General features: G+C 49.6%; 10 protein-coding genes. 3 read left to right on the top strand and 7 right to left on the bottom strand.

Annotated features, from left to right (window positions below):
* Window positions 1-1254: an OprO/OprP family phosphate-selective porin gene (locus DS731_RS08670; RefSeq protein WP_119500941.1), complete on the bottom strand. Its 1254-nt coding sequence runs from the start codon at window positions 1252-1254 to the stop codon at window positions 1-3.
* Window positions 1255-1513: 259 nt separating this feature from the next.
* Here DS731_RS08670 and DS731_RS08675 point away from each other — a divergent pair, with 259 nt between their 5' ends.
* Window positions 1514-3016 carry a carboxylesterase/lipase family protein gene (locus DS731_RS08675; RefSeq protein WP_161599133.1) on the top strand — a complete coding sequence of 501 codons (1503 nt, stop codon included), beginning with the start codon at window positions 1514-1516 and terminating at the stop codon, window positions 3014-3016.
* A gap of 98 nt (window positions 3017-3114) precedes the next feature.
* Here the strand turns inward: DS731_RS08675 and DS731_RS08680 are convergent, their stop codons facing one another.
* The 6 genes from DS731_RS08680 to DS731_RS08705 all read right to left on the bottom strand — a co-directional run bounded on the left by DS731_RS08680 (window position 3115) and on the right by DS731_RS08705 (window position 10848).
* Window positions 3115-4245 carry a ThuA domain-containing protein gene (locus tag DS731_RS08680; protein ID WP_119500943.1) on the bottom strand — a complete coding sequence of 377 codons (1131 nt, stop codon included), beginning with the start codon at window positions 4243-4245 and terminating at the stop codon, window positions 3115-3117.
* An 11-nt stretch (window positions 4246-4256) separates the two neighbouring features.
* Window positions 4257-4856 (bottom strand): gluconate 2-dehydrogenase subunit 3 family protein, encoded by a 600-nt coding sequence (locus tag DS731_RS08685; protein ID WP_119500944.1) that lies wholly within the window; start codon window positions 4854-4856, stop codon window positions 4257-4259.
* Window positions 4856-6547, bottom strand: coding sequence for a GMC oxidoreductase (locus DS731_RS08690; RefSeq protein ID WP_119500945.1), 1692 nt, complete (start codon window positions 6545-6547; stop codon window positions 4856-4858). The genes DS731_RS08685 and DS731_RS08690 overlap by 1 nt, the downstream gene beginning before the upstream one ends.
* Before the next feature lie 370 nt (window positions 6548-6917).
* A complete protein-coding gene (locus tag DS731_RS08695; protein WP_119500946.1) occupies window positions 6918-8084 on the bottom strand; it encodes an AGE family epimerase/isomerase in 1167 nt (388 codons plus the stop codon).
* A gap of 83 nt (window positions 8085-8167) precedes the next feature.
* Window positions 8168-9595 (bottom strand): GGDEF domain-containing protein, encoded by a 1428-nt coding sequence (locus tag DS731_RS08700; RefSeq protein ID WP_119500947.1) that lies wholly within the window; start codon window positions 9593-9595, stop codon window positions 8168-8170.
* Window positions 9596-9660: 65 nt separating this feature from the next.
* Window positions 9661-10848, bottom strand: a complete 1188-nt coding sequence (locus tag DS731_RS08705; RefSeq protein ID WP_119503365.1) for a LysR family transcriptional regulator — start codon at window positions 10846-10848, stop codon at window positions 9661-9663.
* 132 nt (window positions 10849-10980) lie between these two features.
* On the opposite strand from DS731_RS08705, the gene DS731_RS08710 reads away from it, so the two are divergent.
* Both DS731_RS08710 and DS731_RS08715 read left to right on the top strand, forming a co-directional pair.
* Window positions 10981-11673 (top strand): 4-carboxy-4-hydroxy-2-oxoadipate aldolase/oxaloacetate decarboxylase, encoded by a 693-nt coding sequence (locus tag DS731_RS08710; protein WP_119500948.1) that lies wholly within the window; start codon window positions 10981-10983, stop codon window positions 11671-11673.
* A complete protein-coding gene (locus tag DS731_RS08715; RefSeq protein ID WP_232373516.1) occupies window positions 11670-12767 on the top strand; it encodes a 4-oxalomesaconate tautomerase in 1098 nt (365 codons plus the stop codon). Before DS731_RS08710 ends, DS731_RS08715 begins: the two co-directional genes overlap by 4 nt.
* Window positions 12768-12771 lie beyond the last annotated feature (4 nt).

Consider the following 12771-nt stretch of genomic DNA (forward strand, 5'->3'; position numbering starts at 1 on the left):
TTAAAAGTCGTAATGGAAACGCATGGTGATGGCATTGCCGCTGGTTTCATCACCCACAAGCGCTTCTGTGCCGGGGCCTGACACTTTGCTATGCACGCCGTTCAGCATAATTTTTGTATTTTCATCGATGTAGTAAGACACACCCGCGGTGAAGGATTTGGCCTGGGTACCCTGAAACTCGCTGGTAGCATCCATAGACGAAACGCGGGCGGCTATTTCCCACGCGTCTTCAACGCCTTTGGGCTGATTGAAACGTGCGCTGCCTTTGGAATAAGACTTGCTCTCGCCGGTTAGCATGTAGCTGGCCTGAAAGTAATAGCCGTCGTAGTTTTCGTCGTCGGGCAGGGATGCAGGATCGCTAGTGGCGATATTGCGACGGGCTACTTCACCCTGAACCAGTAAGCTTTTGTACTGGTAGGCGGCTTCAATGCCGTACTGACTCAGATGGTCAAGGGGCACGATATCACCGCCTGCGGCATAATTTACCAGTCTCACGTTCGGCTCTCTGACTTCCGCGCGGGCGAAAGAGGCTGACAACTGGCTGTTATCCATTTTGCGGTACGAGCCCCATGAGCCCAGGTGGATCAGATTGTTTTCTTTAAATTCGTGAGCCCAGGTGAGGCGTCCGGTGGTTGCCAATGAAATGGCGGAGTCATCATCGGTACCTTCTGCGCCAAATGCATCATTTTTATGCACACCCACAGCGTAACGCAAACCTGTTGACGGGAAATATTGATACGCAGCCACACCCCAACGAAAATAGGGCGACATAGTATTTGCCATGCTGGCACGCTCAATTAACGCCATGTGCTTAGAGCTGGTCAGAGCGTCCAGAGTAATGTCTTCACGGATTTTACCGAACTTAATCGTCGGGCCGTTTTCAAAACCGGTATATTCAAAACGAAGTAACAAAATTTCGATGGTTTCTTCGGCGAATTCCAGAATCATCTTGTATTCCAGATCGCTGCGTTCGCCTTCTACCGACAACCGCGCACGGCGGGGAAAAATAGTAGAACCTGTGTTGCCTTCGTTGTCTGCATTGTAGGCACCGTCGAAGATGTTAGCGTCTATCTGAAGTCGCCCGCCTAACGTCACCCATTTATCGTCACTGGCGTCTTTCGCTTCCATTGATGCGAGCTGTTGCTCTAACTGAGAAAGCCTGTTTTCAAGAGACTGATTACTGGCTGATTCTGTTTGTGCCGAAGCCTGATAAGTGGCTGCCAGACACAGCAAACCAATTGTTGTTTTATGCATCACAAAGTACCTCAATGTTTCGTGACGCAAGAATATTGTTAGTCCTTTGTTAAGGCTATGTAATGGATGTTTTTGTGCTTGAAAATATAACTGTCTGTTTTGTTTGTTTTGTCCATGAACACAATGAACAAAATGGATCAGGTTGCAGAAATAAACGAAGCTTTACCGGTAACAATTACTGTCTGATAATGTTAAGTTAATGTTATTATTGCATAAACTTTAACGGTGCCTGTCACCGGTTTCTATGATGAGGACCAGGATGTTATTCACTTTATTTTCCCACCAGCGCTTTCGCGGGTGTTTTTCTGTACTGTTTTTAACTATTTCGTCGCTATCCTGCGGGTATGCTGCCGGCCATGATACGCCTGAGGTGACTCTCGCCTCCGGTAAAGTAACCGGACAACATGCAGACGGAATAAACTTTTACCGCGGTATGCCTTATGCCAAAGCGCCGGTGGGTAACTTGCGGTGGCAGCCGCCTCAGGAACCGGATGCTATTGCATCGCCCTATGCAGCAAATTCGTTTTTTCCTCCCTGCCCGCAGCGGGGCAAAGATAATGGCAGCGAAGACTGTCTGGGAATTAATGTATTCTCACCATCAGCGGATGACGGCCAGACTGCGCGGCCAGTGTTAGTGTGGATCCATGGCGGCGGGTATGTAGGCGGTTCAGGAGATTTAGATCCTAAAGTCGTTTCACACTGGGTGAATCAGGGACTCGTACTGGTTTCATTTAACTACCGGCTTGGTGCACTGGGTATTTTTGCTCATCCGGCTTTATCTCAACCTGATGGTGTTAACTATAGTGTCATGGATATGGTCGCTGCGCTGTCCTGGGTTCAGGACAATATCGCTGAATTCGGTGGCGATCCCGCCAGGGTGACGATTGCCGGCGGCTCTGCAGGTGGCATGGCCGTGCAGATGCTAATGGTAACACCCAAAGCTGAAGGTTTGTTCTCCGGCGCGATTTCTCAAAGTGGCTACGGCACCTGGCCGTTGCCACGCACTTCAGGTGCACCGGCCCTTCAGGGCAGCCCGGATGCAGAGGTCCTGTCCTCTGCCATCGCACAGCGGGCAACGGGAACAGACAAAGTCAGCAGGGAGCTGCTTTATCAGACCAGTCCGGAAGCATTCGTCAATGCGATAAACGGCTTTCACCTGCCGGTTGCAGACGGTATCACGTTGCCCGACGAACCGGCGCGATTGTTTGCTCAGGGGAAGCAGCACGCTGTACCTTATATTAGCGGCGGGAACAGTTACGACGGCAATGTTTATCCCTATTCCGGTGTGTCACCTCAGCGCATGCTCACCTTAACGGCATCTGCTGCTGACAGTGTGCAAAAAGCGTATGGACTGGGCGAGCAGGCGCTGACGGCCTTACCTTTTCAACATTTGTTCGGTGATTTGCGTTATGTTCTGGCCGGTATGGTGACAACCGGCGCAATGCAAACCGTTAAGCAACCGGGGTACCGTTACTTTTACGATGTTGCGGATGAGACTACGCCGGGGGCAGGTCATGCCTCAGAAACCTTTGCACTTTTTAAACCTGCCGGGAATGATGCTGTTAAAGCGATGCAGGCGTACTGGCGGAATTTCATAAGAACCGGCAACCCGAACGGGCAGGGCTTATCTGAGTGGCAGCCAGTGGATAAGCAGGACAAGAACTGGATGGTTTTTGATAAGACAGCCCATGCTGAAAAAGAGGTCAGAGCCGGAAAGCTTGGCATATTGCGACAGGTTTATCAGACGCGGGTGAACCCTTAACCCCGTTTGTTATTATCAATAACAAGGCATATCTGCCGTTAAACGAAAAAAGGCCCGGAATGACCGGGCCTTATCATTTCAACTGTTCAGCGAAAATATCACTGCTTGCAGGTATCGTTACCTTGTCCCGCCGTCCACTTCATACCGTTCTTTAATAACTTAATGTTGTATTCAGCGTTGTAAACTTCTTTGCGGTGACCGATAGCGCTGTACATTGCGCGGCCTTCGCCGATGCAATGGGTCCAGACCAGCGGATGATCTTCACCCATTTCCAGTTCTTTACCCGGCACATAAGTAGTTTCATCTATGGCCACTACGATGTCGTAGCCTTTGGAGGACACGCTGTCTGAGAACGAATACCACTCATCATTTAATTCCCAGCGGTCAGGGATCCCTTCTGCCACACCGGTGCCGTGACGGGTAACATCCAGCGATGCATCCTGGAACCAGTTGTCATCACCCGGATGGCCGATAAACTGAGCACCAATCAGCACATCACGATACCAGTCCCAGAAATACACCGAGTCGCCGGCTGATGCATGAATGCCCAGGAAGCCGCCGCCGTTATTCATGTAGTCTTCAAACGCTTTACGTTGTGACAAAGTGAGGGTGTCACCGCTGACATTATTCCAGATCACCACATCAAATTCAGACAGGTTTTCCGGTGTAAATGCACTGCCTTTGGCGCTGACAGAAACACCATAGCCCATTTCTTTTGCCAGCTTGCTCAGGTTTTCTGTGGCAGCAGTTACTGATTCGCCGTGGTCATAGCCATTGATTTTCTGATAGATCAGCACCTGAACAGGTTCTCCACCCAGGTCGAATTCCACCGGTTCTGAATCGAACCTTGCACAACGTGCAATCTTATCTTCACGGGTGACCGGCAGTGCTGCCAGTTCTTTACGCATAGCCGCAGCGTTTGCATCGTCTTCAACACCCACACGGGCCAGTAACTGGTCCAGTGTGATCAATGTACTGAAGGAAGGCATTGATTCACTTAAGATCCACGCCGGAATTTTAGCCAGTACGCCGGGATAGTGTTTTTCAACAATGGCTCTGGCTTTCGGGCGCATTACCACATCGTAAGCCGGCATAGAGCTGGAAAAAGGCACATCCCGTAAGGAACAGTCGGTTAAAGCCTCTGCGGCAGACGCGCTGCCTGTCGCTACCAGACTGCCCATTGTGATGCTGCCGGCAATAATGGCTTTAAGCATATTTTTCTTCATCATCAGGAGTCTCCTTACATCGGCCAAACGGTCATCCAGGCTTTGTCCCCTTTCTTATAAGGGATATCTTTGTAATCGCCCGGTATGTCTACGTGACGGAGCACCTGAGTGCCGCCTGTTTTCGACGTAAAGAAACCAAAGATCATCAGCTGCTTGTAGAGGGTAAAGTAATGGGGCAGGCCATCTTCTTTACCGTCCCAGGGCGAGTCTTCACCGCGGTTAAACGCCAGCGCCTCACTGTCCAGCTTTGAAGCCAGTGCCGTTTTCTGTTTCTGGCTTAAGCCAACGAAAGGCTTACCATATTCTTCCTGACTGCGTGCATCCACATCTTTAAATCCGGCTTCCATCAAAGCCTGTTGTTCCGGTGTGTAGCATTCGCGGATCATGCCGATAAAGAACGCCGGCAAACCCGCATCTTTTGCTCCCGGCGTATCAGTTCTCGGTAATACGGTTTCGCACAGTTCAGTAATCAGCGCGACGGTGTTGTCGTCCAGTCCTGAGTCTTTTACAGAGGTCAGGGCCGGTTGCTCCTGCCAGACGGCCATGGCCGGAGAACAGATAAAGCTTGTGCCGGTGGCGGTTGCGATAAGTTTTAGTAAATCACGACGATCCATTACAGATTACCCCGCTTGAGTTCTTCTACTGCAAAATCTGCGGCACGGGCTGTCAGTGCCATGTAAGTAAGTGAAGGATTAACACACGAAGACGATGTCATACAGGCTCCGTCGGTAACAAATACGTTAGGCGCATCCCACACCTGGTTGTGCTTGTTGAGGACGGAAGTCTTAGGATCCCGGCCCATGCGGGCAGTGCCCATTTCATGAATACCTTTACCCATGTGGTAAGTGGTTTCCCAGGCGGTGGCGTTTTTAAGACCGATGCTGTCAAACATTTCTACAATGTCTTCTTTCATGGCTTTACGCATTTTCAGTTCGTTGTCACGGATTTTGGCATCCATTTCCAGCACCGGCAGTCCCCATGCATCTTTCACATCATGGTTCAGACTTACTTTGTTGCGGTGGTCCGGCAGAATTTCACCAAAACCAACTGTACTGATGCTCCACGGACCCGGCTCACTGAGACCGTCTTTCAATCCGGCTCCGATACCTAAGTCGTCAGCGCTGCGGCTGAAACCTGAACGGGATGCGTTACCCTGGAAGCCGAAGCCACGGAGGAAGTCACGTTTGTCATCGCCCCAGTTTGCAAAGCGGGGAATGTAGAAGCCTGTTGGCCTGCGGCCATAGACGTATTTGTCGAGATGGCCTTCAATTTCTGCCATACCGCCCAGCATGTAGTGGTGATCCATGACATTGTGACCCAGTTCACCTGAGCTTGAGCCAAGACCGTTATCCCAGACATCACGGGCTGAGTTCATCAATAACCAGGCAGAGTTCAGTGCCGAGGCATTCAGGAAGACAATTTTGCTGTGGAAAACTTCAGTTAATCCGGTTTCAGAATCTATTATCTCAACCCCGGTAACCCGTTTGGTGTCTTTATCGTAGATCAGCTCTTTTACGATGGAGAGCGGGCGCAGAGTAAGATTGCCGGTTTTCAGTGCCGCGGGCAGGGTTGCAGACTGGGTACTGAAATAGCCGCCGAAAGGACAGCCCGTCCAGCACTTGTCACGGTGCTGACACTTCACACGACCCTGTTCGGGACGTTGCTCGGTAATGTGGGCAGTACGGCCCATAATTAATTGACGCTTGCCCTTGTACTGTTTTTTAAGGCGGGCTTGTACGTCTTTTTCCACAGCATTAAAAGCAAATGCCGGCAGGAATTCACCGTCAGGTAATACATCCAGACCGTCGCGGTTACCGGAAATTCCGGCAAACTTTTCAACATACGAATACCATGGTGCCACATCTTCATAGCGAATAGGCCAGTCAACACCCACACCTTCTTTACCATTGGCTTCGAAGTCTTCAGGGTTTAAACGGTAAGACTGACGACCCCACAACAAAGAGCGTCCACCCACCTGATAGGCACGAAACCACTGGAAAGGTTCTTTTTCCACATAGGGAGATGTTTGCGCAGAAGCCCATGCGCCCATTGTGGGTTCATTAAAAGGATACCCCTTACCACGGGCCATATTGGGTTCAGCGGCCAGTGCTTCCAGGCTGGGACGACCGTGGTGTGGATAGTCCCATAAATTTTTACTCATGTTGGTGTAGTCTTTGATGTGCTCGACGTTTTCGCCGCGCTCAAGCATAAGTACCTTCAGGCCCTTTTCGGTAAGCTCTTTAGCAGCCCAGCCCCCGCTGATACCAGAGCCGACTACGATGGCATCATATGTATTTTTTGACATTTTCGCCCCTGTTTAAGTTGAAAACGATCTGCGCCTGTTTTTGTCCCTACAAGCAGATCACACAGTGAATCCTGACCTTAACCTGATTGATTTTGTTTGTAATCAATATGGTTAACAAAAAGTAAATTTAGTAACACTATAATGTATTTATGTCATCGATGTCATTATAAAATTGTCGTGTTTTGTAACAGACGTGGGGGTATATTTGTAAGCGCTTTCTTGCTTTCCTGCTATGCATATGAGCAGTAAGGGGTTTTTGAAAAATTAATGTCAGAAGGAAATTGTGAGATTTTGTTTCAATGGCTCACGGTGTCAATATGCCGTGAGCCGGAAAGTCCACCCGAAACGTTATCCGGAAACAGCAGGGATTTCAGTAAATGCAGCGGCGAAAAAAACGGGAGGCTTCGTTATGTGCCATACACAGGTGATACAAGGTACTGGCTGCCATTTTCGGGTCCACGGGCTGTCCGTTGCTGTCAATAACATACGTGTAGTGAGCTTCAAGTTGCGGATGGGAGAAGCCGTCAATCAACTGGTGGATGGCAAATGTAGCACTGGCAATGTCCTGCTCACGGTTTGCATTGTCAGGCAAAGTGCTGTGAACCAGTGCAGCTTTGATCCACTCCGTCATCGGCCAGCTCTTAAAGGTGGACGATACGACAGTTCCTTCAGGTGTAACTGTATCGTGCAACCAGCGGTTACCGGGCGTCAACCCGTAGTCCCTGGCATTGCGGTATAATACCGACTGATAACGTGTGGTATCTGTGCCACTGACAGTCTGAAATTCATGCAGCAGCCATACCCACTCCATCATGTGGCCGGGTTCTACACTCCGGCCGCCGGTGGGGCATGGCTGCCAGTCTGTGGTGAAAAACTCAAGCAACACACCGTGCTGTGCATCGAAAAAATGCTGCTCGAACAGTGCATACACCTGATTGCAGCGTTCAAGCCAGAACATGTCATTACTGACCCGGTACAGGTGAATAAAGGCTTCGAACAAATGCATGTGCGGATTTTGACGCCGCGTGGTGTGGGCATATGTCCCTTCAAGCCAGCCACCATGATCACTTTTCAGAACAGTATCCACGTGCAGTGCAAGGTTTTTCGCTTTTAGCAGAGCATGATCATCATTCAGCGCGTCTTTCTGCCAACTGTATGCCAGCAGAAAAAATGCCACATCATACAAATCGGTAGCGGCATTTTTTACTTTATCGGATGCATCAAGGGTCATCGGGTAAAAGCCGGGAAGGGCGTCAGGACAGGCGTTACGGATAAATTTTTCCGTTGCCTGCGCCAGGGCTTTACCTTCAGGCAGGAAGCCTTTTTTGTAGCCGTAGCACATTGAAAATATTTGTCTGGATTGCACCCGCATACGTTTGTCGGCTTGCCTGTCGGGCTTGCCTTCACCATCAAAACATTCCAGTGCGGCGCCGTTTTCAGCAAAACCCTGTGCAGCCCATTTCGGAAACAATGATGTCGTCAGCCAGTGGTCGAAACGCTGCCAGGCGTCGATAAAATCGCGATGTATCGTTTCCATGAAATTTCCTTGCACTACAGATGAATGGACAACGGACACGCATTGTAATCGTCAGTACATGGGTTTGACAGTGTTTTTGCAGTCTAAAAAGCCAGCTGGCGGACGACCTGGTTGCTGCGTCTGCAGTAAACATTGTGCCGGGAGGTCGCCAGAACATGAACTGATACCCTGTTGCGACCCCTTTCCTTTGACTGATAGAGTGCTTTATCAGCGCGTATCAGAGCTTCTTCAATCCGGTTTTCAGCGAGTTGTGTCAGCCCGAATGAAGCAGTAACTTTGATACTCTGTTCTGGTGACGGAACAATGTCTGTTTCTTCAATCACTTTTCGCAAAGCATGGCTTACTGTCAACCCATCTTCGGGACTCGTGTCAGATAACAATATGGCAAATTCTTCACCTCCGAAACGGCAGGCACTGTCTGTATCTCTGATATTATCCCTAATCGTTGCTGCCATTGTTTTGAGAACTTCGTCACCGGCAGGATGACCATAGGTGTCATTTACCCCTTTGAAATGGTCGATATCCATAAGGATCAGAACTGCCTTCGTTCCGTAGCGGTTGGTCCGACCTGCTTCGTATTTTAAAACTTCGTTAAACGCTCTGCGGTTCATCAGGCCTGTCAACGGGTCAGTTCTTGCTGAATTCGCTAATTGATTTTCCATCCTGCGTCGAATTTTATCGCTTCGTTCAAACAAAGCAGCACTAATAGTGACAAGGATTATTATCAACCAGCACACAGCAACAGCGTAAGCACCGACTACTCCGGAATATTGGATAGATGCAATTGATTTGACGACAAGATATCCAAGGAAGAAAGCAAAAATACAACCGGTAGCGAATTGAAAGCGGGCTATCTGACCACCAATGTACGGTGACAAGATTGCCCTTACCACTCCGTGGTTTGCAGTACTCCAAAGTGCGGCGCAACTAAGCAGGAGTAAAGTCGCGGTGCTTAATAAGGACATTTCTCCGTGGAAAGGTGCAATTGTGTACGCATAACCAAAAAGAGAAAGTGACGGAAAAGATAATGCTGCGAACGCAGCAGACTGTGAACCCAAATTATAGTTAAATGCTTTCATAGCCACGGAAAACCAAATCAGCAGAAAGGTGATAAAGGTATTTATACCAACATGATTGATTTTCCCTGCATTGTGTTCTGACAGTGCAATCTCGGTAAAAGGAATGATCGTATAAAGGATCTTACTCCCTAGTATCTCGTCTGCGAGCCACGAAAGTGACAGCAATAAACTCACTGCCAGTATCCATTTAATATGCTGTCGTCTTCCGGGCCTGTTTAAAACAATACATAAAGCGATCAAAAAAGCCTGAATAGCGGTGTAGGGGTGGGTTGCTACCTGATCCTCGGCGGGACGATACAAAAAACCAACATTATAGAAGTAACCGGCAAGTGACATAATGCTCATTGCCATAATAAGCACCGACAACTTTTTGCTGAGATCTATTGCAACAAGAACAAGATAGCGGGTTCTCTCTTTTGTGACCGGTGACATGGTTGTTTTCCTTAAAAAGTCAGACTGATTTTGAGGATTAACATTAAATATTTTTATACTTTAGTCTAATATCCGGATTTTGCTTCCAGATGGCACAAAAATTCTTTTTGCAACCGGGTGGGGTGCCAGTTTTTTCTTAATGTGTAGCCAATCTGTCTCGGTGCATCGCTCAGGGGCGTCGGGTTGACCGCCAGCAATCCTGCGGCAACATCAATTTCAACCTGGCGGGCAGGCAGGATGGCGGCGCGGTCGCTGTTGATTAGCAATCCGCGAATTGCCATCAGTGAGCTGCATTCAATCACTTCGTAAGCGTGATCGGGACAAATGGCTTGTAGCACATCACCAAAGGCCTTACGTGCAGGTGTACCTTCTTTTGCCGCAATCCACTTCAGTGATTGCCAGTCTTGTGTCGTGAGGGAGCATTTGGCGGCCAGCGGATGGTGACTGCCGGTCACAATTGACAGGTAATCATCAAACAAAGGGATCTGTTCAATATCGTCAGACAGGGCGGGGAAGCGCAGGGCGCCTACCAGTATATCAATATGTCCGTGCAGCAAGGCATGCAACTGCTCTTCATAAGGACCGTCGACAATGCTTATGTTGGCGCCCGGCGCTTCTTCAAGCAGAGCGAGTACAGCTTTGGGAACAATCTCAGACCGTGCGAGCGGTAAGCTGCCAATACGCACGCTACCCAGCTTTTCACCATTTAATTCTGCGACTTCATCCAGCCCCTGGCTGAGTTCTGAAAAATACAATGAGGCAATACGGGAAAACTGTCTGGCACGCCAGGTGGCCTCAACACCGGTGGGGGAGCGGTTGAACAGGGTTTGCTGGCACAAGGTTTCCAGATCACGGATAGTTCTGTGAAGCGTGGGTTGAGACAAGTCCATTTTTACTGATGCAGCCGTGTAACTTTGCAATTCAACAATATGTACCAGAGCATCAAGTTGCCTTGCAGTGACCCCCCGCAGAAACGACGTTCTGCCATGCTTGTCGGCACTGAATAAAGTGGTGGCAAAGCTTTCCAGCAAACTGAAGGCACGGCCAAACCGGTTAAGAAAAACATCTCCCTCCGGGGTTACGAACATACCGGAGGAGGAACGGGTAAACAGCGTCCAGCCAATGCTCTCTTCCAGTTTTTTAATGCTTTGAGTAAGGGCAGATTGGGTGAGGTGCACTTGTCGGGCTGCTTCTGACAGATTGCAGTACTTTTTAATTTCAAGTGCACAGTGCAGGTGCCGGATATTCAACATGGCATGGCAAACCAGTAGCGATTTTTTGCCATTATAGAAAAAAGTAATGATGCTGCACAGGTTTCTAAACGGCTTTTTAACATTTACCGGCGCATACTGAGCCACACCAAAAAGTCAGAAGGGTTAAAGGTTATGGCAGTATGCGTTACGAATTGTCCACGTGCATCTGAGGACACGCTGAAAAAATATGAAGGCGCGGAAGTGGCTACCGTCCACGAAGCTCAGGGTCGCAAAGGTTTGCTGGCTGATTACATGCGTCCAATTTACCGCCCGGCCAGTATTTCCGGTACGGCTGTAACCTGTCAGGTTGCCCCGGGTGACAACTGGATGATCCACGTTGCTGTTGAGCAGTGTCAGCCCGGAGATGTATTAGTTGTATCGCCCACCAGTCACTGCATTGATGGTTTTTTTGGCGATTTGCTGGCTACCTCGTTAAAAGCCCGTGGCGTGAAAGGGTTAATCATTGACGGCGGTGTGCGTGATACCGCAACGCTCCAGGAAATGGAATTTCCCGTCTGGTCTAAAGCAATTTTTGCCCAGGGCACAGTGAAAGAAACCATCGCCAGCGTAAACGTGCCGGTGGTTTGTGCCGGCGCACTGATTCATCCGGGCGACATTATTGTTGCCGATGACGATGGAGTCGTGGTTGTGCAGCGTAACGAAGCGGATGCAGTGCATGAAAAAGTACAGAAGCGTCTTGATAACGAAGCATCCAAACGGGATCGCCTGGCCGCCGGAGAACTGGGGCTGGATATTTACAATATGCGTGAGCGTCTGGCTGAAAAAGGCCTGAAATATGTGTCTTACGAGGAGTACAGCAAGTGAAGGCCATTCCCTGCCATCTGATGCGCGGCGGAACGTCTAAAGGCTTGTATTTTCTGGCATCTTCGTTACCGGAAGATACCGTATTGCGGGACCAGGTTTTGCTGGCTGCAATGGGATCTCCGGATGACAGACAAATCGACGGTGTGGGCGGTGCCCATCCGTTGACCAGCAAGGTTGCAGTAGTCAGTCCGTCTACCAGAGACGATGCAGACGTGGATTATCTTTTCCTGCAGGTTGTGGTGGATAAAGCAGTGGTCAGTGATGGCCAGAATTGCGGAAATATTCTTGCAGGCGTGGGTCCTTTCGCGATTGAACAAGGCTTAATTGACGCACAGGAAGGTACCACCAGTGTGCGTATTCACATGGTGAATACCGGTGGCCTTGCGGTAGCACAGGTCGAAGTTAAAGACGGAGCGCCGGTATATGAAGGTGATGCCCGTATTGACGGCGTGCCGGGCACGGCAGCGCCGGTTCTGATTGATTTCCTCGATGTTGCCGGAGCCAGTTGCGGCGCATTGTTTCCCACCGGCAACGCCAAAGATGTGATTGATGGTGTGGAAGTGACCTGTATCGATAACGGCATGCCTGTTGTGCTGTTAAATGCCGCTGACTTTGGCTTAACAGGCGATGAGTCGCCTGCGGAAATTGAAAAAAATACCGGCGTTAAAGAACGCATTGAAAGCATCAGGTTAAAAGCGGGCCGGCAAATGAACCTTGGTGATGTAAGCGATAAAACTGTCCCTAAAATGTCGCTTATATCGGCCCCTGTCCGGGGTGGTTTGCTGAATACCCGTACCTTTATTCCACACCGTGTGCATGATGCCATAGGTGTACTGGGTTCGGTGAGTGTTGCTACAGCCTGCGTGGTGGACGGTTCCATCGCCTACGGCTACCTTAAAGGTTGTAGCGACTACTCCCGTCTTGAAATAGAACATCCGACCGGCAGTTTCACTGTGGCAATGGATGTGGAAGGCAGCGGTTCGCTGTCGACTTTAAAAATTAACCGTTCTGCGCTGTTGCGCACAGCCCGTTTGCTCATGCGGGGAGAAGTGCTGGTCGCAGACTCAGCTTTCTCTGCGCCCGGGAAACAATAAGTTA

This window comes from Alteromonas sp. RKMC-009, from assembly GCF_003584565.2.
Taxonomy (GTDB): domain Bacteria; phylum Pseudomonadota; class Gammaproteobacteria; order Enterobacterales; family Alteromonadaceae; genus Alteromonas.